This window comes from Verrucomicrobiota bacterium (assembly GCA_034440155.1).
Lineage (GTDB): Bacteria > Verrucomicrobiota > Verrucomicrobiia > JAWXBN01 > JAWXBN01 > JAWXBN01.
The window spans coordinates 20,385-44,209 of record JAWXBN010000083.1; the positions used below are offsets into that span (position 1 = coordinate 20,385).

At 43.3% G+C, this 23,825-nt stretch carries 27 protein-coding genes and 1 tRNA gene; 22 read left to right on the forward strand and 6 right to left on the reverse strand.

All coding sequences use genetic code 11. The features are described from left to right. Window positions 1-4 precede the first annotated feature (4 nt). From rpsF to SGI98_08590, 8 genes are all read left to right on the forward strand, one after another. Window positions 5-325, forward strand: a complete 321-nt coding sequence (gene rpsF / locus SGI98_08555; protein ID MDZ4743450.1) for a 30S ribosomal protein S6 — start codon at window positions 5-7, stop codon at window positions 323-325. Window positions 326-358: 33 nt separating this feature from the next. Continuing rightward, window positions 359-823, forward strand: a complete 465-nt coding sequence (locus SGI98_08560) for a single-stranded DNA-binding protein (GenBank protein ID MDZ4743451.1) — start codon at window positions 359-361, stop codon at window positions 821-823. Between the two features lie 36 nt (window positions 824-859). After that, window positions 860-1,408, forward strand: a complete 549-nt coding sequence (rplI, locus tag SGI98_08565; protein ID MDZ4743452.1) for a 50S ribosomal protein L9 — start codon at window positions 860-862, stop codon at window positions 1,406-1,408. 117 nt (window positions 1,409-1,525) lie between these two features. Continuing rightward, a complete protein-coding gene (ccsA, locus tag SGI98_08570; protein ID MDZ4743453.1) occupies window positions 1,526-2,326 on the forward strand; it encodes a cytochrome c biogenesis protein CcsA in 801 nt (266 codons plus the stop codon). Continuing rightward, window positions 2,323-3,357: a glutamyl-tRNA reductase gene (hemA, locus tag SGI98_08575; GenBank protein ID MDZ4743454.1), complete on the forward strand. Its 1,035-nt coding sequence runs from the start codon at window positions 2,323-2,325 to the stop codon at window positions 3,355-3,357. Before ccsA ends, hemA begins: the two co-directional genes overlap by 4 nt. A 102-nt stretch (window positions 3,358-3,459) precedes the next feature. Further along, entirely contained in the window at window positions 3,460-3,948 is a 489-nt protein-coding gene (locus SGI98_08580) for a hypothetical protein (GenBank protein ID MDZ4743455.1), read from the forward strand. A 126-nt stretch (window positions 3,949-4,074) separates the two neighbouring features. Then, window positions 4,075-6,126: a histidine kinase gene (locus SGI98_08585; GenBank protein MDZ4743456.1), complete on the forward strand. Its 2,052-nt coding sequence runs from the start codon at window positions 4,075-4,077 to the stop codon at window positions 6,124-6,126. After that, window positions 6,107-6,853: a LytTR family DNA-binding domain-containing protein gene (locus tag SGI98_08590; protein MDZ4743457.1), complete on the forward strand. Its 747-nt coding sequence runs from the start codon at window positions 6,107-6,109 to the stop codon at window positions 6,851-6,853. The genes SGI98_08585 and SGI98_08590 overlap by 20 nt, the downstream gene beginning before the upstream one ends. Window position 6,854: 1 nt before the next feature. Here the strand turns inward: SGI98_08590 and SGI98_08595 are convergent. Beyond that, a tRNA-Val gene (locus SGI98_08595) sits at window positions 6,855-6,929 on the reverse strand. Between the two features lie 177 nt (window positions 6,930-7,106). Between SGI98_08595 and kdsB the strand changes: the two genes are divergently transcribed. The 9 genes from kdsB to SGI98_08640 all read left to right on the forward strand — a co-directional run bounded on the left by kdsB (window position 7,107) and on the right by SGI98_08640 (window position 14,432). Then, window positions 7,107-7,847 (forward strand): 3-deoxy-manno-octulosonate cytidylyltransferase, encoded by a 741-nt coding sequence (kdsB, locus tag SGI98_08600; GenBank protein ID MDZ4743458.1) that lies wholly within the window; start codon window positions 7,107-7,109, stop codon window positions 7,845-7,847. Between the two features lie 208 nt (window positions 7,848-8,055). After that, window positions 8,056-9,663: a CTP synthase gene (locus tag SGI98_08605; GenBank protein ID MDZ4743459.1), complete on the forward strand. Its 1,608-nt coding sequence runs from the start codon at window positions 8,056-8,058 to the stop codon at window positions 9,661-9,663. Beyond that, window positions 9,660-10,478: a 3-deoxy-8-phosphooctulonate synthase gene (kdsA, locus tag SGI98_08610; protein ID MDZ4743460.1), complete on the forward strand. Its 819-nt coding sequence runs from the start codon at window positions 9,660-9,662 to the stop codon at window positions 10,476-10,478. The genes SGI98_08605 and kdsA overlap by 4 nt, the downstream gene beginning before the upstream one ends. A gap of 70 nt (window positions 10,479-10,548) precedes the next feature. Next, entirely contained in the window at window positions 10,549-10,932 is a 384-nt protein-coding gene (locus tag SGI98_08615) for a hypothetical protein (GenBank protein ID MDZ4743461.1), read from the forward strand. After that, on the forward strand, window positions 10,925-11,524 hold the full coding sequence (locus SGI98_08620; GenBank protein ID MDZ4743462.1) for an LptA/OstA family protein: 600 nt from the start codon (window positions 10,925-10,927) through the stop codon (window positions 11,522-11,524). The genes SGI98_08615 and SGI98_08620 overlap by 8 nt, the downstream gene beginning before the upstream one ends. Window positions 11,525-11,546: 22 nt before the next feature. Further along, window positions 11,547-12,275 (forward strand): LPS export ABC transporter ATP-binding protein, encoded by a 729-nt coding sequence (lptB, locus tag SGI98_08625; GenBank protein ID MDZ4743463.1) that lies wholly within the window; start codon window positions 11,547-11,549, stop codon window positions 12,273-12,275. A 19-nt stretch (window positions 12,276-12,294) separates the two neighbouring features. Further along, the gene (locus tag SGI98_08630) at window positions 12,295-13,032 is read left to right on the forward strand and encodes a nucleotidyltransferase family protein (GenBank protein MDZ4743464.1); all 738 of its coding nucleotides are present in this window, start codon (window positions 12,295-12,297) and stop codon (window positions 13,030-13,032) included. A 75-nt stretch (window positions 13,033-13,107) separates the two neighbouring features. Beyond that, window positions 13,108-13,710 carry an HNH endonuclease gene (locus SGI98_08635; GenBank protein ID MDZ4743465.1) on the forward strand — a complete coding sequence of 201 codons (603 nt, stop codon included), beginning with the start codon at window positions 13,108-13,110 and terminating at the stop codon, window positions 13,708-13,710. 20 nt (window positions 13,711-13,730) lie between these two features. After that, entirely contained in the window at window positions 13,731-14,432 is a 702-nt protein-coding gene (locus tag SGI98_08640) for a hypothetical protein (GenBank protein MDZ4743466.1), read from the forward strand. On the opposite strand, the gene SGI98_08645 is transcribed toward SGI98_08640, so the two are convergent. Further along, the gene (locus SGI98_08645) at window positions 14,422-16,725 is read right to left on the reverse strand and encodes a ComEC/Rec2 family competence protein (protein MDZ4743467.1); all 2,304 of its coding nucleotides are present in this window, start codon (window positions 16,723-16,725) and stop codon (window positions 14,422-14,424) included. The genes SGI98_08640 and SGI98_08645 overlap by 11 nt on opposite strands. Then, on the reverse strand, window positions 16,722-17,504 hold the full coding sequence (thiD, locus tag SGI98_08650; GenBank protein MDZ4743468.1) for a bifunctional hydroxymethylpyrimidine kinase/phosphomethylpyrimidine kinase: 783 nt from the start codon (window positions 17,502-17,504) through the stop codon (window positions 16,722-16,724). Before thiD ends, SGI98_08645 begins: the two co-directional genes overlap by 4 nt. 77 nt (window positions 17,505-17,581) lie before the next feature. On the opposite strand from thiD, the gene SGI98_08655 reads away from it, so the two are divergent. Genes SGI98_08655 through SGI98_08665 form a run of 3 tightly spaced genes read left to right on the forward strand, consistent with a single transcriptional unit; the run spans window position 17,582 to window position 19,608 of the window. Then, window positions 17,582-17,965 carry an ApaG domain gene (locus tag SGI98_08655; protein MDZ4743469.1) on the forward strand — a complete coding sequence of 128 codons (384 nt, stop codon included), beginning with the start codon at window positions 17,582-17,584 and terminating at the stop codon, window positions 17,963-17,965. Further along, window positions 17,962-18,972, forward strand: coding sequence for a phytoene/squalene synthase family protein (locus tag SGI98_08660; GenBank protein ID MDZ4743470.1), 1,011 nt, complete (start codon window positions 17,962-17,964; stop codon window positions 18,970-18,972). The genes SGI98_08655 and SGI98_08660 overlap by 4 nt, the downstream gene beginning before the upstream one ends. Before the next feature lie 18 nt (window positions 18,973-18,990). After that, window positions 18,991-19,608 (forward strand): FHA domain-containing protein, encoded by a 618-nt coding sequence (locus SGI98_08665; GenBank protein ID MDZ4743471.1) that lies wholly within the window; start codon window positions 18,991-18,993, stop codon window positions 19,606-19,608. A 12-nt stretch (window positions 19,609-19,620) separates the two neighbouring features. Here SGI98_08665 and SGI98_08670 read toward each other — a convergent pair whose 3' ends face one another. From SGI98_08670 to SGI98_08680, 3 genes are read right to left on the reverse strand one after another with little or no spacing between them, the layout of a single operon-like run. Next, a complete protein-coding gene (locus SGI98_08670; protein ID MDZ4743472.1) occupies window positions 19,621-20,475 on the reverse strand; it encodes an adenylate/guanylate cyclase domain-containing protein in 855 nt (284 codons plus the stop codon). After that, window positions 20,472-21,155 (reverse strand): UDP-N-acetylglucosamine diphosphorylase, encoded by a 684-nt coding sequence (locus SGI98_08675; GenBank protein ID MDZ4743473.1) that lies wholly within the window; start codon window positions 21,153-21,155, stop codon window positions 20,472-20,474. Before SGI98_08675 ends, SGI98_08670 begins: the two co-directional genes overlap by 4 nt. A gap of 23 nt (window positions 21,156-21,178) precedes the next feature. Beyond that, window positions 21,179-23,176: a tetratricopeptide repeat protein gene (locus SGI98_08680; protein ID MDZ4743474.1), complete on the reverse strand. Its 1,998-nt coding sequence runs from the start codon at window positions 23,174-23,176 to the stop codon at window positions 21,179-21,181. 103 nt (window positions 23,177-23,279) lie between these two features. Here SGI98_08680 and SGI98_08685 point away from each other — a divergent pair, with 103 nt between their 5' ends. Both SGI98_08685 and SGI98_08690 read left to right on the forward strand, forming a co-directional pair. Beyond that, the gene (locus SGI98_08685) at window positions 23,280-23,513 is read left to right on the forward strand and encodes a ferredoxin (GenBank protein MDZ4743475.1); all 234 of its coding nucleotides are present in this window, start codon (window positions 23,280-23,282) and stop codon (window positions 23,511-23,513) included. Between the two features lie 121 nt (window positions 23,514-23,634). Then, window positions 23,635-23,825: DUF721 domain-containing protein (locus SGI98_08690; protein MDZ4743476.1), on the forward strand; the 191-nt coding region annotated here is incomplete at its 3' end.

Consider the following 23,825-nt stretch of genomic DNA (forward strand, 5'->3'; position numbering starts at 1 on the left):
TAATATGAAAAGGTATGAAGCCTTGTTCATTCTGAACAACAAAGGCAAAGAAGAAACTATCCCCGAATTGATTGAACGTGTGAAAGCCGATCTTCAGTCATCCGGAGCAAAAGTTTCTTCAATCCAAAAGCTCGAAAAAAAGCAATTTGCTTACATCTCTGATAAACTCACGAGCGGCTACTATGTGAATTATGTTTTTGAAGCTGAACCAGCTATTGCCGACAAACTCAAAACTCGTTTTCAATTAGACGACGAAGTTTTCCGTGTGATTATTGTTAACGCACCCCTGACTGTTAAACCACTGGGTGAAACAGCAGCGGCTTAGTATTCAATCAACCCTCAAAACTGTCAAAAACTTATGGCCAGCCTGAATAAAGTCCTTCTCATCGGTAATCTGACCCGGGATCCGGAGCTCCGGTACACCCCCAAAGGAACCGCTGTAGCGGACATCGGCATGGCCATCAGCCGGACTTATAAAACCCAAGACGGGCAGGATCGTGAAGAAGTCTGCTTTGTCACTGTGGAAGTCTGGGGCCGCCAAGCTGAAACGGCTGGCCAATATTTGAGCAAAGGCTCCCCGGTCTTTATTGAAGGGGAACTCAAGTTTGAATCATGGACAAATAAAGAGGGTAAAAAACAAAGTTCACTTAAAGTACGTGCCGAGCGTGTCCAATTCCTTGGAAGGCCGAAAAATGCCGAGTACAAAGATGGTAATGCCGCACCGAAACAAACCCGGAATCAGGATCATGAGAGCAGCGGTACAGCAGCCTCGACAAGTTTTGAAGAAGCACCCGCCTCTGATGACGATGACATTCCATTTTAAATCCAAAATAATCTCTATCTAACGAAAGTAATTCATATGGCTACCACACAAGTCATTCTCACAACAAGTATCCGTAAACTCGGCGGTGAAGGTGATATCGTCACTGTCCGTCCGGGGTTCGCCCGTAACTTCCTCATCCCTTCAGGGCAGGCACTTCCCGTGAATAAACTCAATATGCGTAATATTGAAAACCTGAAGAGAAAACGTGCCGAGCGTGAAGCTCAAGAACTGGCATTAGCCCAGGAATTCGCCAAGAAACTCGCCAAACTCAGTCTCTCATTCACCTTGAAGCTTGGTGCGGAAGAAAAAGCGTTCGGATCAGTGTCCGCACATGATATTCAAGTCCGTCTCAAAGAAGAAGGATACGAACTCGACCGCAAGCAGATCCGGATCGAGAAACCCATTAAAACACTTGGTAAACACACCATCATGTTGAATCTCCATAATGACATTCAACATGAGGTCGTTATCGAGGTGATTTCAGATGCTCCTGCCAAAGAAGAAAAGACTGATAAAGCTAAAAGAACTGATAAACCAGGCAAAAAACCTGTAAAAAAGTCAAAAGATGAAGGCGAAGAAGCTTAGTCTATCTAAAAGGTTTTTATTTGAAAAGGCGGAGCAAATTGCTCCGCCTTTTTTTATATTTTTCTAAATCAATCTAAGATTGTATCTTTTTAGGGGAAGCCATAACCTCAATCATCCATGTCAGACCGTGATTTCATCATCCTAGCTACGATCCTCTATGCGATAAGTGCTGGAACTCTTTTTGCCCTGAAAAAAGATGAGCATCACCGCCTCCATGCCATTCGTTACCTTTTGTGCCTCTGCGGTTTTATTTTCCATAGTATTTTCCTTGTGCTGAGGGCGATCGATATCCACCACTGTCCCTTAACCAATCTTTTTGAATCATTCATATTCATCACATGGACGATGGTGCTGATTTATTTAGTCATTGGGCGCACCTATCGACTGTCTATTTTGGGACTCTTTACCACCCCCATGGTCGTGATATTAAATCTCTTTGCGGCCATATCCCCAATCGACAAGCTCACAACAAATTCTCAAGCTGGATTCTGGGCTGAGCTCCATGCCCCATTAGCAGTAATGTCCTATGGGGCTTTTGCTATTGCCGCGGCCACAGGCGCCATGTATTTACTCCAACAATTCCTTTTAAAAACCCATAAAATCACTGAATGGGTATATTTACTCCCTTCCGTAGCCGAGATGCAGAAAGTCACCACCCGCCTCCTGCTCTTCGGGATGTCGGTCTATACATTGGGGCTCCTCACTGGATTTATAGCCGGTGCGGGAAAAGGCTGGTCTATCATGGATTTCAAAACCAAATGGTCGATTTTGATCTGGCTGCTCTACGGTTTACTGTTTCTGGGTTATTGGCGTTCCTGGTGGGGGGGGCGGAAAGCAGCCTATGGAACTGTAATCCTCTTCTGTTTTGTGATTTTCACTTTCTGGGGGGCCTACCTTTTAAGCCCTATACACCGATGAAATTCTTTTGTATTGGTATAAATCATCATTCCGCACCCGTGGAGATCCGCGAGCAAATCGCCATTAGCGAAGAGCGTTACCCTATCTTTTGCAAAAGCGCCCTGCAATCTTGTGATCTGACAGAAATCGCGACTTTATCCACCTGCAACCGTGTCGAAATCTATGCTGTTGGACGGAAAACCGATCAGCCTGTGGACAAGGTAAAAGAGCTTCTTTTATCTAATATCAACGATCGACGACTGATTGAACCCCACATCTTTTCAAAGGAAGGGGAGAAAGCCATCGAACATCTTTTTGAAGTGGCCAGTGGAGTGGACTCCATGATATTCGGGGAAACAGAAATCTTGGGTCAGGTAAAACAGGCTTACGAAAAGGCGACCGAAGGGCAATTTGCAGGTAAAATCCTCAATCGCATCTTTCAAAAAACTTTTCAAACAGCCAAACAAGTCCGGTCACAAACGAATATCACTAAGGGCCATGTCTCCGTCAGTTCTGTGGCGGCCACATTGGCGGAGAAAATTTATGAATCACTGGATAATCTGCATGTAATGATCATCGGAGCTGGGGAAATTAGCCAGAAAACAGCCCGGACTTTTGTGAATAGGGGCGTGTCGTCGGTTAGTATCGTAAACCGTTCACTTGACCGGGCTGAGCAAATTGCGCGTGATCTGGGGGTGAGTGCCCACTTACTTGATGATTGGCAGTCAAAAGCCTTGGAAGCTGACATTATCGTGAGTTCAACGTCTTCCCCTAATTTATTAATCACCCGCAAAGAGGTCGAAGACCTTATGTCCCAACGTCCCGGAAAACCCCTCTTCTTAATCGACCTTGCAGTTCCCCGTGATATTGACCCATCCATTAACTGGATGGATGACTGCTATCTTTATAATATTGATGACCTACAAGCTATTGCAGATGAGGCATCCTCCCAAAGAATTATGGAACTCGCGAAGTGCAGGGAGATCATCCGCAAAAAAACAAATGACTTATTTACATGGGTTGATAATAATACAATATTTTATAATAGATAAATACTTGCTATTGTAATATTTATATTGACCGTTTATCCCGATCAATGACCGCCTGTCATAAAAGGTTTAAAATCCATGCACTAAGTGTGCATCCTCCCCCACATGGATCAACAAAACATTAATCCCCCCGGCAATTCCAAGGATATAAACCCTGATGATTCAATCAATATTGCTGACTCCCCAGAACAAAATAAGACCTTTGTACTGGCCGGTGATTTTACGGGAAATGGATTCCATAACGTTCTCATGATTCAACAAAGTGGGGAGACCGTTTGCTGCTGGTTGATCGATAAACAAGGCAATGCTTCCTTGGAAAGCGCTTTCAAACACCCTCCCGGATGGGAACCATTTCGTGTCTGTGATGTAAACTCAGACGGGAAACAAGAGCTTCTATGGAAGCATGATAATGGATCCATGATTTCAACTGTAGTCATCGAAAGACAAACCAACGACTGTCAAATCCGCATCGATATGAAACGATTTTTTGGGGCCGGGGCCCAACCAGAATTCAATCTCAGCCCTATAGATGAGCCGAGCCAATCCGCCACTAAAGACAATGATCCCCTGACAACTGCTTCTTCAGGCTTATAAGTTATAATTACTCGATTGAAAGATGATATTCCTCCCTCTATAAGTATCCGACAACTTATGGACGGACGGGTTACATCATTTATAAAGACAAATATACGGTTAATCTTATTCGGATTAATCATACTTTTGGTTCTCCTTTCCATTTCAAGTTTTTTAATCCATCGGATAAAAGTCCGTTTCGAGGAACAAGAACAAAACAGAAACCTCGATCAGGCCAAGGGCGTATTATTAGTCATTACGTCAAATGCAGAAAGTCTTTCGCGGTTACTCGCCGGTTGGTCATATTGGGAGGAATCCATACACTTTATTAATGGGAAAAAGACGGGCTATTTTAATAACTACTTCACCTATCCTGTCATGAATGAAGCGAATATTGATTCAGTGATATTCTTTAATCTTCAAGGCCAATATGTTAATTCCCGCCGCATCACAACAAACCGGAAAGCAATTGAGGAATTTCCTCCGGAAACAACCCGAAAAATTGAAAAAGCACTTCACAATCTAATACCTGAAAATATCGATGGATTCAAATGGGGGTTACTCGAAACGGATCAGGGCGTGATTATTCTTACCTGCCGTCATATATCAGATGATTCCATTTCCAAACCATCTCAAGGATACATTTTATTCGGCCGGCTCTTGAATAATAAGGAATTGATCAAAATATCGGACATTTTCGACAATAGTATATCTTGGAAGGCTGAAAAGAATCCACAAACAAAACCGGAAGGCATCGTTGATATCCCTGCCTTTGGTAGCTTGGTGATAAACAGGACTCATACGAGAACCCAAAAAAAAGATCCTCACTCGCACTATATAGAAATTAATTTACAGGACATCCTGAAAAATGAATCCCTCCATTTGTGTATTTCGATCCCGAAATCTTATAGTACTCAAGCACAGGTAACTGCCAGTTTCATTAATACGATTAATCTCATCACATTTTTGATCATCAGCGGTTTCGTTTCTTACCTAATCGTTGAAATTTACCGTCGGCACAGGGCCGAAGAGAATTTAAGGGAAAGTTTGCGCTTTGAACGCTGTATCAGCCAACTTTCCCAACTATTCATTAACCTACCGGAAAATAAACTTGATCAAGCCATTAATGAGGCCCTCGCAATCCTTGCTGAGCTTATTTCAAGCGATTTGGGCTTTATTTTTGAATTCACAGATGACTACAAACACATTAAAAAAACCCATCACTGGCATTCCAAACGTTATACTCCACAAATAGGATTTAACGAGTCAGTCCCCACCCAGGGGTTAGAGTCATTCATTACGAAAATTAACGAGGATGAGGTTGTTGTATTAAATCTGAAAAATGAGATCTCCCCAACCAGCGGGCTAGCTGCCTACATTTATCATAAACTGCATATTACCTCCTCCTTAAATGCTCCCATGAAAGAAGGAAACCTGCTAATCGGATTCATCGGTTTTGCCAGTCTTGATCCAGATCATTCATGGGCAGAGGAGGAAAAACGACTCCTTTCAACATTTGCTAAAATGCTCACCCTTTTTATACAAAGAAAAAAGGCAGCGATTAAAATACAAGAATCCCAAAAGTCCCTGATTGATTCAGCCCTGAAGAACTCCGAACTTAAATCTCTCAAAGACCAAATCAACCCCCATTTCCTTTTTAATAGCCTTAACAGCTTAAGGGCCCTCATTGATGAAAGCCCAGACAATGCCCGCAGGGCAGTAACATTGCTCTCAAATCTACTCCGGGCATCGCTGCGCGCCGGTCAGGCTGAACTCATCAGGCTGGACGAAGAAATGATCGTGGTGAATGCTTTCTTAGCCCTTGAGCATATCCGTTTTGAAGAAAGGCTCAGATCAATTATTCTCATCCCCGAAGAGTGTTCTGCCTATCTCATCCCCCCCATGCTCGTCCAGACTCTTGTCGAAAACGCCGTCAAGTATGGGGTCGAACCCTACTCCCAAGGAGGCATTGTGTGTATAAAAGCGAAAACAGAAGGTAAATATTTGCATTTAACGGTCGAAAACAGTGGACAGCTCTCCAGCAGCTCTGATTCAATCCAAATAGGATTAGCTAATGCCCAAGACCGAATCCGCCTCCTTTTCAGTAATAATGGCCAGTTAAAAATCCACAACTCATCCTCGACAACTGTCACTGCCGAAATTATCATCCCCATAGTCTATGAATGTTCTCCTCGTTGATGACGAAAGACTAGCCCGCAGTGAACTAAGAAAACTGATCACGGAAAACTGTCTTGATCCCATCGTTCAAGAAGCCAAAAACGGCAATGAAGCCCTTACGATTTATCAACACTTTCGTCCTCATGTTATTTTTGTTGATATTAAAATGCCCGGAATGAGCGGATTTGAGATGCTTGAAAAAATCCCTCTTCCTCTGCCTGAGGTCATATTCACAACAGCCTATAGCGAATATGCCATCAAAGCATTTGATTTTAACGCTTTGGATTATCTCGTAAAACCTATCGATCCCGAGCGCTTCAAAAACACGATTCAAAGGGTTCAGGCCCGCATCCTTTCCTATAACCAATCCAGCCAACCTGATGATGGCCACGATGCTGATCCCAGCGGACAAATTGCACAGGATAATAAGGTTTTTGTCCGTGAAGGGGATAAATGCTGGTTCGTGGCGGCTAAAGACATTCGACTTTTGGAGTCGGAAGGAAATTACACCCGTGTCTATTTCCACTCCGAGCGCCCCCTCCTCCTCCGCTCCTTGAATTCCCTAGAGGAACGTCTGGATATGAATGTTTTTTTTCGGGCCAGCCGTGCACAGATCATCAATATCAACCACATCAAATCGGTAGAACCTTGGTTTAGTGGTGGATTAAAAGTAATCCTCGATGGCGGGCAAGAAGTGGAATTTTCAAGAAGACAGGCCCGTTCATTCCGAGAAAAGATGAGCTTATAAATGGTGCACAGTGAGAGATTCGAACTCCCGACCAACTCGGTGTAAGCGAGCCGCTCTACCGCTGAGCTAACTGTGCAATGGAAGGGTGCATATCTAGCCTTCGAATAAAAAATGATTCAAGGCAAAAATATCCACTTGTTAATAAATACTAAAAAAATCCCGTTTTTCCTAATAATAGAGAATTCTCGCTATTCTATTATTCATGATACATGCTAGAAAATAATCTTAAAGGTTCCTATCCAAATTAATCCTTATGAAAGCCGCCGCAATCATCCCTGCAAGATATGCCTCTACACGTTTCCCGGGCAAACCCCTTGTTCAAATCGCTGGTAAACCCCTTGTCCAATGGGTCTATGAACGGGTTTCTAAAGCGAAAAATATTAACCGGATCATTGTCGCGACAGACGACCAAAGGATTTTTAGAGCTGTAAGGTCATGGGGGGGAGAAGTTGTCATGACTTCTTCGCGACACCAAACGGGTAGTGATCGCATTGCTGAAGTCGCCAAAAAACTTAAAGAAGAGATTATCGTCAATGTCCAGGGGGATGAACCTCTTATCCGTCCGAAATTAATCGATTCACTCGTGGACGCCCTCAAAAAAAACAAGACAACCCCTGTCGTCACAACATGTTGTGCTATCGAGAGTAAGGAGGAGTTATCTTCCCCAAATGTGGTAAAAGTTATTTTCGACCTCCATGGCCGGGCACTTTATTTCTCTCGTTACTGTTTACCTTTTGTCCGGGACACGAATATGGACGCTGTGGTTCATTACAAACACATGGGAATTTATGCCTATCAACGAGATTTTCTACTCAAATATATCAAACTCAAGCCCACACGCCTTGAATCCCTTGAAAAACTCGAACAACTTCGGATTCTGGAACATGGTTATTCGATTCAAATTGTCATGACAAAATTTGATTCAATCGGAGTGGATACCCCTGAGGATATCGCCCGTGTTGAAAAACTCCTGCAAAATGGGGTAAAATATTAAGGCTCTTCGGGATTTCGAGTGGGTGAATTCTTCTTTACCTATGCCTTTGTTTATCGCATTTATTCCTTTCCCTCCCATTTAATTCTTTTGAAAAAACGAATTACGCGGGCAAACCAGGAATTTTATCAATTTTAGCGGTTTGAGGCTTGTCATTTTTTGTGGCTCGGCTCTAATAAGTGCCTTCAAGATTGAGGAATCATTTTTTCGTATGAAATATATTTTTGTTACAGGCGGCGTGGTCAGTTCACTCGGTAAAGGCTTAAGTGCCTCTGCCCTTGGCACTTTGCTCGAAGCACGGGGCCTACGGGTATGCCTCCAGAAGTATGACCCTTATCTGAATATTGACCCAGGCACGATGAATCCATATGAACACGGTGAAGTGTATGTCTTGGATGACGGGGCCGAAACCGATTTGGACTTAGGGCACTACGAGAGATTTACATCCCGTCCTTTAACCCGTGAAAATACCCTCACCAGCGGACAAATTTACCAGACAGTCCTTGATAAAGAACGCCGGGGAGATTACCTCGGAAAAACGGTCCAAGTCATCCCCCATATCACTGACGAGATCAAGTCCCGTATCTACCGTCTTTCCCGGCATAAGGATATTGATGTGGTCATCACTGAGATCGGGGGGACAACGGGGGATATCGAAGGACTGCCCTTTCTAGAAGCTATCCGCCAGCTCGGACTTGAGGTCGGCCATCAAAATGCGATTTTCATCCATGTGACCTTAGTTCCTTACATCAAAGTCGCCGGTGAACTCAAAACGAAACCCACACAGCAAAGTGTCGCCAAACTGCGTGAAATCGGGATACAGCCACATATCCTGCTTTGTCGCACAGAAAAACCCCTCGGATCGGATCTGCGCCAGAAAATGTCCATGTTCTGTAATGTCCCTGTCGAGGCGGTGATCGAAAACAGCGATGCTCCACACAGTATTTATGAATTACCGCTGATGTTGCAGAAAGAAAAACTCGACGAGATTGTTTGTAAATACCTTAATCTCGATCTTCCCGCTCCCGACATGACCGAATGGAAAGATAATATCCGGAAAGTCGTGGAACCTAAAAACCACGTCAGGATCGGGGTGGTCGGTAAATACATCGCCCTGCAGGACTCATATAAATCAGTCTACGAGTCAATCACCCACGGGGGGATCGCCAATGACTGCGGTGTGGATATTGTCCGTGTAAACTCGGAAAGGATCGAGCGCGACGGAGCCGAGAAATACCTCAAGGATCTTGATGGCATCTTGATTCCCGGTGGATTTGGAGACCGAGGAATCGAAGGGAAAATCATGGCCGCCCAATATGCCCGGGAAAATGGCATCCCTTACCTTGGCCTCTGCTTGGGAATGCAAATTGCCGTGATCGAGTTTGCACGCAATGTCCTCGGACTTTCCGCTGCCAATAGCCTTGAAATGAATGCGGAAACACCCTATCCAGTCATTCACCTCATTGAATCCCAGAAGGGAGTCACCCAAAAAGGGGCTTCAATGCGTTTAGGGGCATGGAACGCAACCTTGAAAAAAGGTAGTTTATGCGAAAAGCTTTATGGAACAGATAAAATCTCGGAGCGCCATCGCCACCGTTATGAGTTTAATAATGATTACTTAGAACGCTGCGAAAATGCCGGAATGGTCATCGCAGGCACTTCCGAACCAAAAGGCTTGGTTGAACTGGTTGAAATCAAAGAGCATCCATTCTTTGTGGCTTGCCAATTCCACCCTGAATTCAAGTCAAAGCCAAATAAATCACACCCCTTATTCCGTGGATTTATTGCGGCCTCGATAAACCGATCAAAAAAGCAATGAAAACGGTCAACCTTCGTCATATTCAAATAGGGGCTGGGCATCCCTTGGTCTTTATTCTAGGACCATGTGTGGTCGAAGGTGAAAAGATGACCATGAAAATCGCGGAGCAACTTGCTCAGATGTCGCGCAAATTGCACTTTCCCCTTATTTTTAAGGCTAGCTATGATAAAGCCAACCGATCTTCGTCCCAGAGTTTTCGTGGGCTTGGAGCAAAAAAAGGTCTCGAAATTATTCAAAAGGTTGGAAAGGAATTTAATCTTCCTGTCATCACAGATATTCATTCCGCCGATGAAGCCACACTGGCTGCCGAATACTGTGATTGTTTGCAAATTCCCGCTTTCCTATGCCGACAAACTGATTTATTGCTCGCGGCCGCAAAAACCGGACGGCTGATCAACATCAAGAAGGGACAATTCCTCGCTCCCGGAGACATGAAAAATGTCGTCGAAAAAATGAAAGAAGGTGGCAATAAAAAATTACTCCTTACCGAGAGAGGTTCCACTTTTGGCTATCATAACCTTGTGGTGGATATGCGTGGCCTTTCGATCATGAGGGACTTGGGGTTCCCCGTCATTATGGACGCCACCCATGCCGTACAACTCCCCGGTGCGGGCGGGGATAAATCAACAGGCCAAGCGCAATTTGCCCCATTAATCGCACGAGCTGCGGTGGCAGCTGGTGTGGATGGACTTTTTATCGAAACCCATCCTGATCCCAGCAAGGCACTTTCAGACGGACCAAATATGATTCCGTTGAAGAATCTCTCCTCATTGATCGTCCAATTACAGTCAATCCATGAAATTGTGCATCATTAATTTACTTGTCCTGATATGTCTCAGCGGGGTCTACGGCCAACAAACCCCGCCACCGGAGTTAAATTCCCCTTTGTCTGCACAAGGAATTATTAAAAACTTTGATTTCCCGATCCGCAATAATGATGGAAAATTACAATATAGCATTAAAGGGGAACAAGCTAAGCCACTGGCTAATGGCCAATATGAACTAAAAAAAGCGGATGCAACGATCTACTCTCAAGATGGGAAAAACGATTCTCACATAAAAATGGATTCATGTTTACTTGACCCGAATACGAAGGAGATTGAAACCGAAGGTCCTGTTTTTTTTGAAATGCCGGGAGTCAAAATCCAAGGGGTAGGGATGGACGGTTCCCTTGCACTAGATGGAGATGGGCTTGTGATTAAAAATAATGTCCGCGTTGAAATAACCGATATGCAAAAAGGAGTGACTATCGTAAAAAATAATGAATAATTTAAATTCCATGAAGTTTATTCTGATCATACTGCTCCATTTTATGGTTGCAGGCTCTTTGGATCTCTCCCATGCGAAAGATGCCAAGGATAAACCAATGCCCGAAGGCGCGCAGGTCAAAGATAATGAAATTGTTAATGGTAAAACCCCTACCGTGATTACTTCTGATAAACTCAGGATCGACACTCAGAAAAAAATCGGTTTATTCACCGGGAATGTCTATGTCAATAATGAGCAATTTACCATGACATCGGACGAAATGAGGGTTTTCTTTAATGATGATAAAAACGGGGTCGATGAGATCGTAGCTAATGGCAATGTCATACTCAAACAAGTGGGAGGCGATGAAAGTGTCGCCCGTGGTGAACAAGCTGTATTCACCACCTCCAAAGATGATGGCAAAGGGGGCAAGGTGAGCGATGACGTGATAGTCCTCACAGGAAACCCGAACATTCAACAAGGGAACAATACGATTAGTGGTAAAGTAATCCGTTTTTTTAAAGGCCAAAATAAAATGATTGTCGAAGGGGGTTCACGCCTTATCCTCTATGATGATAAAAATGGCAAACCAGGCCTCGGAATTACCCCTTAACCTTATACTATCCTAATCATCCATGTCGATAACCCTTCTCAGAACTGAAAGACTTGTCAAAACCTATGGCGGCAGGAGAGTGGCGAACCAAGTAAGCTTAAAAGTGGGTTATGGAGAAATTGTCGGCCTTCTCGGGCCTAACGGGGCAGGAAAAACAACCAGCTTCTACATGATCGTCGGTCTTGTGAAAGCAGATGCCGGACGTGTTTATCTCCAAGAACAAGAAGTTACCCATATGGCAATGTATCGCCGCGCCCGTATGGGTATGGGTTATCTCGCACAAGAAGCCAGTATTTTCCGTAAATTAACGGTCGAAGAGAACATCATGGCCATTCTTGAAACTCTTAACCTTACAAAAGCAGAACGGTTACGCCGTCTTGATGAATTACTCGATGAATTGAGTATTAGCCATTTACGCAAGAATAAAGCTTATACCCTTTCCGGCGGGGAACGTCGTCGGTTAGAAATCACACGAGCCTTGGTCACTAGCCCAAAGATTCTTATGTTGGATGAACCATTCAGCGGGGTTGACCCGATTGCCGTTTATGACGTCCAACAAATTATCATCCGCCTCCGTGAAAAAGGCTTAGGCATACTGATCACTGACCATAATGTCCGCGAAACCCTTTCTGTCGTGGATCGCGCCTACCTGATCTGCGAGGGGAAGGTCGAAGTAACTGGAACCGCTGAATTCCTCTTAAATGATCCTCGGAGCAGAGAGCTCTATTTAGGGGCGAGATTTACAATGTGAAACTAACCAATATATTATTATGAAACTCCTTATATTAGCCGCCGGATACGCCACACGTCTCTATCCCCTGACAGAGAACCAAGCAAAACCCCTATTACCTGTTGCTGGGAAACCAATGATTGATCATGTCATTGAAAAATTCAGCGGCTGTAAGGAAATTGATGAAATTTACGTTGTTACTAATAATAAATTCACTCCTCATTTTGAAAAGTGGGCTGCAGAGGCAAAATTAAAATTTGATGGCCGCCCGATCCGTATCTTCAACGATCAGACCACGACCAATGAGAACCGTCTTGGAGCGATCGGCGACATGCTTTATGTCATTGACCAAGCGAAATTGGATGACGATTTAATCGTGGTTGCCGGCGATAATCTATTTAGCGGTGGACTTCAGGATTATGTGGAGCAGAGCAGAACAAAAGGTATCTTGATCGGGATTTATGATGTCAAAGACCTTGAGCAAGTGAAAAAGTACAATAGTTTAGGGCTAGATGAAGACGGAAGGATTACATTCTTCGAGGAGAAATCACCCACCCCGAAAAGTTCCCTTACAGCAATCGCGCTTTACCATTATCCCAAAGAGATCCTACCCATGATCCGCCAATATGCTGCTGAAGGTAATAATATTGATCAACCAGGACGACTCGTGCAATGGTTCTATCCTCGTGTCGCATGCCACACGTATGAGGTAAAAGGGCTCTGGCTAGATATTGGAAGCCTTGAGACATATGAGGAAGCCCAAAGGCTCTTTATCTAATCTTTTTAAAAACAGAAGCACTTGATCTGTTGACAGAGAGTTATTCTACGTTATGGTTCCACTGGAGTAAAACCAATGGAAGCGGTTCTATATCAGCCTGTTCTCGTCCTTAACAGGTTATGGCAAGCCGTAAACGTCTGCACGGCGCAAAGAGCTTTTTGTCTCTTAATACAAGGCCACGCGGCTGTGGTCGATAACTCTGGGAACAACTTTCAGACCTACTCTTGTGATCAGTGGTTCAATGCCTCAAAAAATTATGAGGGGAGCGATGTTGTAAAAACAGTTTCATTAAAAATTAGGATTCCCCGTATCATTTTGTTAGGGGTATTCGATAAAGTCCCTAAAAAAGAGGTCAAGTTCACACGCGCTAATATCTTTGAACGAGACAAACACCAATGCCAGTATTGTGGCAATCATTTTGAACGGAAATATCTTAACTTGGATCATGTTACTCCACGCCACCAGGGGGGGCCGACTACTTGGGACAACGTTGTTTGCTCCTGTATCAAGTGTAACACAAAGAAGGGTAATCGCACTCCACGACAAGCGAATATGAAGCTTTTGAGGACTCCCATGAAACCAAAATGGCGTCCAATCCTTAATATTAACTATTCATTGAAACATGACTCTTGGAAACATTTCTTGGATCCAGAGTGCTGGACGGTTGAACTCGGTTAGATTTCTGCTATATTATCCATATGAAAATTTATACAGGTCTTTTGATTGCAATAATTTCTATAACTTGTGTGCATGCTTTTGCCGAAGGTATAGTAGCCATTGGGGATAATGAAATTGACGTTCGTAACAAAATGGGGAAACCAAGCGGCATAATTACAATCGGTAAAAACGAAAAAATCCTCAGTTATTCAAATGGTGATATTATCCTAAAGGACGGAAAAGTTTCAAAAATGGAATTTCTTCCTGCTGGAAAAACATATTCCGATATTAACAAGAATAGCGCCGACAAACTCCAACAACGGATTACTTTCGATAAAGACCTGTTTAACCAACCACTGAATAAATTTAATGAAACATCCGAATTCAAAGATCTTTCGGATCCTGATAAAATCACAAAACTCAAAGAATTCAAGGAGGCGAATCCCAACGTCGATATCGTTGATCAAGTGAAAACCTTGGAAAAGAAAATCGCAGAGTATCAGAAGAATAATCCCTCGGCACCCAAACCGACCGAAAAGCCGGTTGTAGATACTCCTCCTGTAGCGACTCAACCATCAGTACCGAAATATCAGGGATCTGAACCAAATTATTATCCTAAAAGTATTTCCGGTTATCCAACAGGTGCTGGATCAGGGGCATCTTCCGGGGGGTATAACTTCCAACAAAATGATTTTTACAAAACAGCTCCAAAGACTAACGAACCAGCAAAACCTATTCAGTAGTATTGGGTGATTTACACTGAATAGAAAATCCATTGTTATAGATGATTTGGGCTCCACCCCGGTAATCTGTATTAATGATTTTGACCTCGGGTATTTGTACTTTCACTAATTCATCCGGCTTGGCAGAACTGAAAATAATTCCTTTTGCTTTGGTTAATCTGACTAACTCTGCAGGGAATCTTTTTTCTTTTTGATCAAAGCCACAAATGATCCATTGAATATTCCCCATATAACATTCCTCCCCTGATTGTAAAAAATGTAGAATAGCACTTTCTGCCAAATCAAAAGTCATGAGGAGAGACTCTTGACCACTTCGAATCAAGACCAGAGGGCAACTTTGATCCGATCTTTGAGGATTTTCGGGTAGTGGTGGATAAATAATCTCAAGTACACCGGCTTCCCCTAATATAATCCGCGCATCCTTCCGGCCCATCACCACAGGAATTGTGCCTGACATTATTTTCCCTACCGTCTTGTTATAGACACTTGATTTCCCATCAAAATCATTCATCCAAATTTGATCCACTGGGAAATTTTTCAAAAAATAGACCGCCCCTCCTGTATGTTGTGCATCCGCATGGGATAAGATCAATCCATCGACACGGTTAACTCCAAGTGCTTTCAGATAAGGAATCGTTATAAACCGGGCACAATTCTCGTTACCTGTGTCAATGACGTAAACACTTTTCTCTGTCTGGAGGATATAACTCTGGGAATTACCCGCTTCCAAACAGTGAAGGATAAATGCATTTTTAGGAATTTTCTGGGCATCAAAGGATAAATAGATACACCCTCCAGGGATCGTGGAGAAAAAGTGAATACCGACAAGGAGGATTTTGATAAAAAGATAATTAGCATTATTATAAAGTAAGGCAATCCACGGGTGAATAAAACTCCCCAGAAAAGAGATTAATCCCAAGGATAAAATTATTGTCGCCATGGGAATGATGAACATGTTAGCCAATACAGTGATTGGTGCAAATGTATGAAAATAGTACAGCGTAAATGGTAGAGAGGCTATCCATGCAACCCCCGAAGAGATTGTCATTTGTATAACCCCTCCAGCCCCATATTTCCATAACCGGTCTTTATGGGAAATTAATTCACGAATTAAAAAGGGGTCAGGTTCAAAAAAGCCTTTAATTTTATCCCACACCCATGGGGTTAATATAATCAGGCAAAGAACCACTGAAAAAGAAAATTGAAAGCCTAAGTCAAAAAGTTCTTGAGGGTTCCATCCAAGTGTGATTAATGCTGCACATCCCAAGGCATTTAAAAGGTCGAATGGCCTGATCATCATCCACGCACCAATGACCACCGCAGCCATCCAAAAAGCCCTCAGACAACCGGGTTGCCAACCAACACTCGCGCAATAAAGGACCAGCACAGGCAGAACCACGTATCCACATCTCCATTTTGACAAGCCAAACGAACGTAAAATCACAATAAATACAAATGCCAAAAATGTAAGATTCTGCCCGCTCACGGCCAAGATATGAAATGTTCCTGTCCTCTGGAACTCCTCTGAAATATTGGCAGGAATCTCATCTCGATACCCAAGGATCATCCCCGATAAGACTGAAGACAGCTCTGTTTCATTTTCCAGACCTAACCGCAGTGATTTATTTATGTTAGCCCGCAATTTATACCCGAGCGATGTTAAGAAAAAACCCTTATTATGAGCACACAGGATCACATTGTCCAAATCTTCTACCGACAGGACATGGAAAATACCCTGTCTTTTTAGCCAAGTGGAATAATCAAAAAGATAGAAATTCTTTTGTATTGGTGTTGGATTAAGTTTTCCCCGTAACTTCACCTTGTCACCATAGAATAACTTTCCATCCCTCGTATTCCTAACGATCACTTTCAGATAACCGCTGGCAGGAAGCGTATTTCCGAACTGGGTAATAGTCTCTACCCTAAGGGTAAAAGAAGTCTTTTTCTGTAATTCACGAATACTCTCTCGATTATTTGATTTCAATACCCTGATTTCAGGGTCACTCACAATAACCCCCTCACAAGATACCCAGGGCGAATTACCATGGATCATATGAAGCAGATGATTTTGACGGGGTGGTAACTCATTGACGGCTAAACGGAATGCTCCAAGGCTGACGACGGACAAATATAAAAGCACAACTGAAACCATGCCCTTACGCCTTAATAAAAAATAGCCGGCGAGAAAAAGAATCGTCGTGAGACAAACCATCCAAACCCCTGATTGGAATATTTCCTCACAAAGTATCCCGAGGGAAAAACAAAGTGATAAGCCCAAGAGAGGACGTCTCATGGCGACCAAAAATGATTTAACGCAAACCGTTTTCGTGGCCAGCGAAGGATATTCTTCAAAGCCCCGGTTATATATTTTTTACCGAACCCGACAGCTTCCTCTAGATTCATTCCCCGGGCCATACCGGCACAAATAGCTGCCGAATATGTGCAACCGGTCCCATGTGTATGGATGCCCCTGATAAAAGGTGCGGAAAACTCAGAAAGAACCTTCCCATCATATAAGATATCGGTCGCATCTCTCGACTTAAGATGCCCCCCCTTTAGAAGGAATGGCACACCAAATCTTTCAACGAGAGACACAACCGCCCCCTTGGCATCTTCTAAAGATTGAATTTTTCTTGAAAGTAAAAGTTCGGCCTCATTTAGGTTTGGGGTAACCAATGATGCCATTGGAATTATTTTTGTACAAATAGCGTTAAGGGCGTCTTTCTTTAAAAGAACAGCCCCACTTGTAGCCACCATGACCGGATCGACAATTAGCGGGCTATTGAGTTTAGCAATTTCAGGAATAATGGCATCAATAATCCCACGCTCATATAACATGCCCGTTTTGACTGCCTGAATCTTAAAATATTCCCTTGCCGTGGCAATTTGGGAGGCTACAAGGGATGCTTTAACAGCCTGAATTCCCACCACACGGTCGGGATTCTCAGACACAATACATGTGATGGCAGTAGTGCCAAAGACACCACATGCCGAAAAAGTTTTTAAATCGGCTTGGATGCCCGCACCGGCACTATTATCCGAACCAGCGACTGTTAAAGCAACTTGCTTCATTTTCTGATTATGCCGGGGTCTTGAATCTTTACAAACCTTTTGCTTGCACCCGGGCACGCGTATTATATTTTGTACGTGTGTCAGAACCCATAGAACTCAAAGAGCTTTACGTAACAATCGATCGTATCATCTATTCTCCCCAGCTACAGGCTCCTACCGAAAAACCTTATCCCTTTATCTATTTTATCACGATCCATAATCAATCGGACAGAAAGGTGACAATCAAAGGCCGCAAGTGGGTTGTCACAGATGAGACTGGTGACAAACTGATCGTCGAAGGGGACGGGGTCGTCGGGCAGACACCTGAAATCGCTTCCGGGGAGAGTTTCTCGTATAATAGCTACCATACCATCGCCTGCGATAGTATCGCAGAGGGTGCTTATATCGGACTTGATGAATTCGGACAAAGAATCATTACACGTATTCCGAAATTCAAACTTGAAGTCCCGCACAAGTCGTGAAGACCACGTCCTTTCTGATAGGCCCCCTGCTTAAAAGTGTTTCACGGTCTTTCTATCTGACACTCCGGATCCTACCGCCTGCCATGAGGGAACCCGTCAGTCTAGCTTACCTCTTGGCCCGGGCTACCGATACGATTGCGGACACAAAAGTTATCCCCCTTGAAAAAAGACGGGATTATCTCAGGATTTTGAATTTATCGATCCGAAATCAGTCCGTGGAACCGTTACTGGGAAATATCAAAGAAGACCTACTCCCCCATCAAAGTTCCGAAGGCGAAAAAATATTACTGGGCAACCTTCAAGAGTGTATCCTGCTCCTCCAAACCCAAACTAGCTTTGACAAAGAGCAAATTGTCAACGTCTTGAATATTATCTGCTCTGGCCAGGATCTTGACCTCGAACGTTTTTCTGCTCCGCCCATGGAAATACCCTCTCTCCAAACGCCTGACGAGCTTCAAGACTATACCTACCGTGTAGCTGGGTGTGTCGGAGAATTCTGGACAAAGATGTGTATCCACCACATAGAGGACTCTAAGGTATGGAATCCTGATGAAACCATTTTACGCGGCATTCATTTTGGTCAGGCATTACAGTTAACCAATATCTTACGCGATCTGCCTCGGGACCTATTAAATGGACGTTGTTACCTTCCTAATAGTCAATTAAAAGATATCGGGGTAACCCCAAAAGAATTGCTCAATGCTGAAAAGTTTGAAATACTCAGGCCTCTCTATTTCCAATGGCTGGCCTTAGCAGAATCTTACTATGATGATGCATGGACTTATACACTCCAATACCCAAAGCGTCAGTGGCGTATGCGCCTAGCCTGCGCTTGGCCTATACTCATCGGGGTACGAACATTACGTAAGCTTAAATCAGATACAAACAATCCGTTAGACCCCTATCATCGTATTAAAGTTTCCCGCTTTAATGTCTGGATGATCCTGATTAGTTCCTCCCTCTGTGTTTTTTCAAACCGCCTCTTTAAGTCCTTATATAAAGACTAAAGTCCTTTACTCAATATCTTGGCCACTAAAGTAAAGGAAAAGCTTTACAAGGTTTTCGCACAAGAGTTTGATATCTTCATGCCTAAGCTTGTGGTGACAAATACTGAATTCAAAGATAGGGAATTTGAACTTAAAGATGAAAGTATTTCCATAGGACGTCTGGAAGATAACCAGATTGAATTACCCGAATCCTCGCTTTCCAGTCATCATGCTCTTTTTAACCGCCACGAATCCGGCAATTTCATTCTGAAGGATAATTCTTCTACAAATGGAACATATTTGAACGGCGACAAACTTTTATCGGAGAAACTGCTCAAAAACGGGGATAAAATGCGTTTCGGCCAGATGTTATGTGACTATGTTTCGGAAATTCCAAGTCCCGCTACAGAAGAACCTTCAAAAGTACAAGATACTGCACAAAATAAAAAAACGAATAAATCTGACAGCGACTCCCCTAAAGCGCCGCAAGATACACAATCTACTGTTTCACCAAGCCATACTGCATCCCCACCTGCCAGTACTTTTAAGGGACTTAAAAAAGAAAAAAGCCCTATGACCGTCATTAATATAGTCCTTATATTTATTGCAGGATTATTTGTTGCGGTCACCCTCGCTCGTTTAATGGGAATACTATAACTACTATTCCCTCTACCCCAAAATGGCATACACCCGGCAGGGTTTGGAGAAACCTTTCAAAATATGTTCTCCCATATCTTCCGTCCTATCATTAATCCCTGCCATCTCGCGGAAACTTTCTGTACAGATCATCTCCCTCCTCAGAGAGGAAGAAACCTTTTCGATACGGAATATGAGATTTAACTCCGGCCCTAAAATCGACTCTTCACCGGTCGCGAGACGACCACCGAAAATGACTTTCCCATAATGAAAAACGACCCTGAATGGCAAAGGGCTTTCATTTTTATACACGACAAATTCATTCAAGAGACCTTGTATTTTCCCGACTTGATCAGGGCCATCAGTCCAGAAAGCTAATACCCCGTCCCCTAAATATTTATTTACACTTCCTCCATGACTTTCAATCAGACCACTACAGGAGAGCATCCATTTACCCATCATTTTTGATAGTTCGTCAGGATTTGTGCTCTGGCTAAGCTCGGTAAATCCAATAATATCCAAAAGTAAAAGCCAACAATTTTTATTCATCACTTCACAAAGTGTACGGTCATACTCTACTCCAGCAGCGGCATGAGTAGACTCACTGTCTTCTTTTTGGAATAATATCTGTGAATCTCCAATCCCGATCACATCCCCGGAGTTCAACTGTGAAGGCTGTTGTAACCGTTTCCCATTCAAAAAGGTGCCATTACTTGAGCCAAGATCCACCAACCAATAATCCTGCCCATCTTGAGGATGGATTAAGGCATGCCTACGCGAAACTTTCGGACTATCCAAACAGATAATATTCTCAGGCTGTCGCCCGATGGATACCGCACCATGCAAGGGATAATCTTGTGTTCCATCGAGATGAAGGCAGGCATTCATTTTAATTTCCGTTCGACAATATCATAGTCTATTTTGAATTTAACAACCTTACCGGAATCCAACACTCCCCGCCATTGCACACCGGAATAAATTAACGAATCTTTTCCAATGACAGAACCGGGGTTTAACACACAATTACAACCGACCTGAGCCCGATCCCCCAAAATGAGCCCAAATTTCCTTAAGCCCGTCTGAATCTCACGTTCGCCGTCCCGTAAGATAATATTCGTCTTATCAAGTTTTAGATTCGAGCAAATTGCTCCTGCCCCCAAATGGGAATAATTTCCCAATACAGAATCCCCGACATAGTTATAATGGGGAATATCCACATGGTTCAAGAGGATGGAATTTTTGACTTCACATGAGTTTCCGACCACACAGTGGTTACCAATAATGACATTGCCCCTTATATAAGCCCCGTGCCGGATTTCACAATGCTCCCCGATAATTGCTGGCCCCTTAATCATCGCACCATCTTCCACAATTGTCCCTTTTCCTATCGATACATTATTATCAATATAGGGAAATCCAACTGCTTCATTCAATAGGCTAGGTTTAAAATTATTTGTCAGATATGGGACGATTTGATTTAATACATCCCAGACATCATTACACCCATCAAAAACACGTTTATGATCAAAATCATTTAGATCAAAAAAATCTTCAGGGTTAAATGTCATGGTGTGATTGTTAGCAGAAATTATTATTTTTTCAAAGATTTGATCATTTCTTTTGCAGGCTGATACGTGGGATTTTTAGCAAGCAACTGGCGTAAGATGGCCTTGGCTTCATCCGTACGCCCCAAAGCAACTTCACATGCGGCAAGATTACACAGGAAATCAGGATTGTCCGGCTGGAGTTTTACCGCTTCACGAAAATACACTATTGCCAATGGATATTGTCCGCTCCTCATCTCAAGAATTCCCAAGTTTGCAAAGCTGACGCTATCCGATGAATTCAATTCAAGGGCCTTCCTGTAATTCATCCTCGCCAAAGAAAATTTCGACATTTGCCCATAACAATACCCTAATTTCCCGTACAAAATCCCATTTTTGGGTGTAAGACGGATCAACTTCTGAAGTTCATAGGCAGCTTCCTTGAAAGCCCCTAACCTCATCAAACAATCAATCATTGCTTGATAAGCAGACAGACTGGCCGGATTTTTGTCCAGATATGCCGCATAAAGGATGGCGGCTTCCCCTAACTTCCCCGCACGAGCTATCTCATGGATTTTTATCAAATCCGTTGAATCGGGTTTTTCTGACATCCCCGCCACAATTTCCTTCATTTTCCTATTAATTTTGGGTCCGAATTTCTCCCGAAATACAGGAGGTTGCGCAGCGAGAAGAATGCTTGCTTTTTCGAGGGATTGATAAGCCTCCGGCATCTTCCCGTTGGCGGCCTCCGCAAATCCATATTGGGCATGAGTCAAAAAGCTCCCCGGATATACCTTTAGGGCCGCAGACCACAACGTGGTGTCATTCTTCCAGTCAAGGTTCCGCAAACCCGTCTTGATCATGTGATGGATAATCACCAGTCCCAATATAAGCACAATCCACCCTGTAACCTTCTTTTGAGCGGTTCCTAGGCAAAACGCCAAAGCCAAGGTGACCCCGACCAGTGGAAAATATAAAAATCTTTCAGCCATTACAGCACCAATGGGGATGAGCAAATTGCTCACTGGCAGGATTGCCACAAAGAAAAAGATCAATCCGAATAAAAACCAAGGGGCTTTTTTCCGATAGATAACGGCTGTTACAGACAATCCTAATAGGATAAAAAGCGAGAAAGAACTAATCAATTTTTCGACTTCCACCTCATGGAATACCGACTGACCATAGGGAAATACAATCAACCAGAGATATCGCACCAGCACTTTACATGCGACTAAAATCCTCGTGAACGAATCGACCACCCCGACGTAGGCCTGTTCTTGCATCGGGAGGCCTTTGAATATTGAAGAACGACTCGAATAATAAAGAAACGCTAATATGATTAAACCAGCGGGGGCGATCCATATTTTTTTCCATTCGACCTTTTCATACATTCCCAACCAAAAAATAATGAGAATGGCTATTATTGGTAATACAAGGGCATTTTCCTTTGATAACAGGGCAAAGAAAAATGACACCCATGAGCCGAATAAAAACGGGAATCCCCGCGTCCCCTGCCTGATCGCGTACACAAGTAAGACCAATGCAGTCAAACAAAATAAGGCGGATATAATCTCTGCGCGGCCGGAAACCCAGGCGACTGCCTCGGTGGTAACCGGGTGTACGCCATAGAAGGTAGCACATAACGTCGCAATCATTTCCCGTGATCGCGCCCCTTTAACTGGAGGCAATGACAGGATTAGAAAATAGAGCAGCAACACTACCGCTAGATGAAAAGCAAGGTTACTCAGATGGAAATAGGTAATATCCTGCCCAGGATTTCCACTGATTCCCCAAAATGTCTTGTCTAACAAATAGCTGACTGTAACGACCGGACGATAAAGATTTTGTTCGGGATGATGGGGAGGATATGATGATGTAAGGATTTCTTGAAAACTCGTCTCCGTGGCTTTCACGATAGGATTATCGATAATGTAATCAAAATCGTCGTAGACAAATGAATTCGTTAAACTGCTCAGATAGGCGAGCGTCGTCAAAATAATTGCGACAATTGCCCCTATCGATGACCTATTGAGATACTGTTTCACTTATATTGATTAAGCCACAAAAAAAAATGACCGTAAACAATAGAAATAAGTTGCACAGTTATCTTTAATATCTATATTAAGTAAAACTAACCTATTTAAATCTATGGCTACAATCGCAAATAAATACTCCCAAAATGTATCAGGCAAATATTACGTTGATGATCAATGCATTGACTGTGACCTTTGCCGTGAGACAGCTCCTGATAATTTCACCAGAAATGATGATGGAGGTCATTCATATCTTTATAAACAACCTACATCCCCTGAAGAAGAAGAGCTTTGTAAGCAAGCGATGGAAGGTTGCCCTGTTGAGGCTATCGGAAGCGATGGACAATAAAATTTTATTTTCTTAAAACCCCGCATTTGCGGGGTTTTTTTTTGACGATATGGCCACTGATTATAAAAATAAGATACTCGGCGAATTCAGAGGTGTATTTGAAAGTCCGCCAACTCGTGATATGCACCCGATTGCCAGCGGGGTAGTGAGATTCCTTAAAAGTGCGGGTTTAGACCAAAAAGCGGTGGAAAGCCGGATCATGTCAGATTGGGCCTTGATCGTAGGTGATTTTTATGCGGCACACTCCACCCCTTTAAGCATTCAAAATGGCACTCTTACCATCGGGGTTTCTCATTCAGTTTATCTATATGA

Excerpts from the sequence above, each read along its gene's own strand:
- SGI98_08605 (MDZ4743459.1), top strand. The coding sequence starts at position 8,056 with ATGAAATATATTTTTGTTACAGGCGGCGTGGTCAGTTCACTCGGTAAA.
- SGI98_08675 (MDZ4743473.1), bottom strand. The coding sequence starts at position 21,155 with ATGACATTTAACCCTGAAGATTTTTTTGATCTAAATGATTTTGATCAT.
- rplI (MDZ4743452.1), top strand. The coding sequence starts at position 860 with ATGGCTACCACACAAGTCATTCTCACAACAAGTATCCGTAAACTCGGC.
- hemA (MDZ4743454.1), top strand. The coding sequence starts at position 2,323 with ATGAAATTCTTTTGTATTGGTATAAATCATCATTCCGCACCCGTGGAG.
- SGI98_08635 (MDZ4743465.1), top strand. The coding sequence starts at position 13,108 with ATGGAAGCGGTTCTATATCAGCCTGTTCTCGTCCTTAACAGGTTATGG.
- thiD (MDZ4743468.1), bottom strand. The coding sequence starts at position 17,504 with ATGAAGCAAGTTGCTTTAACAGTCGCTGGTTCGGATAATAGTGCCGGT.
- SGI98_08580 (MDZ4743455.1), top strand. The coding sequence starts at position 3,460 with ATGGATCAACAAAACATTAATCCCCCCGGCAATTCCAAGGATATAAAC.
- kdsB (MDZ4743458.1), top strand. The coding sequence starts at position 7,107 with ATGAAAGCCGCCGCAATCATCCCTGCAAGATATGCCTCTACACGTTTC.
- rpsF (MDZ4743450.1), top strand. The coding sequence starts at position 5 with ATGAAAAGGTATGAAGCCTTGTTCATTCTGAACAACAAAGGCAAAGAA.
- ccsA (MDZ4743453.1), top strand. The coding sequence starts at position 1,526 with ATGTCAGACCGTGATTTCATCATCCTAGCTACGATCCTCTATGCGATA.
- SGI98_08560 (MDZ4743451.1), top strand. The coding sequence starts at position 359 with ATGGCCAGCCTGAATAAAGTCCTTCTCATCGGTAATCTGACCCGGGAT.
- SGI98_08590 (MDZ4743457.1), top strand. The coding sequence starts at position 6,107 with ATGAATGTTCTCCTCGTTGATGACGAAAGACTAGCCCGCAGTGAACTA.
- SGI98_08645 (MDZ4743467.1), bottom strand. The coding sequence starts at position 16,725 with ATGAGACGTCCTCTCTTGGGCTTATCACTTTGTTTTTCCCTCGGGATA.
- SGI98_08640 (MDZ4743466.1), top strand. The coding sequence starts at position 13,731 with ATGAAAATTTATACAGGTCTTTTGATTGCAATAATTTCTATAACTTGT.
- SGI98_08630 (MDZ4743464.1), top strand. The coding sequence starts at position 12,295 with ATGAAACTCCTTATATTAGCCGCCGGATACGCCACACGTCTCTATCCC.
- SGI98_08670 (MDZ4743472.1), bottom strand. The coding sequence starts at position 20,475 with ATGAATGCCTGCCTTCATCTCGATGGAACACAAGATTATCCCTTGCAT.
- kdsA (MDZ4743460.1), top strand. The coding sequence starts at position 9,660 with ATGAAAACGGTCAACCTTCGTCATATTCAAATAGGGGCTGGGCATCCC.
- SGI98_08685 (MDZ4743475.1), top strand. The coding sequence starts at position 23,280 with ATGGCTACAATCGCAAATAAATACTCCCAAAATGTATCAGGCAAATAT.
- lptB (MDZ4743463.1), top strand. The coding sequence starts at position 11,547 with ATGTCGATAACCCTTCTCAGAACTGAAAGACTTGTCAAAACCTATGGC.
- SGI98_08620 (MDZ4743462.1), top strand. The coding sequence starts at position 10,925 with ATGAATAATTTAAATTCCATGAAGTTTATTCTGATCATACTGCTCCAT.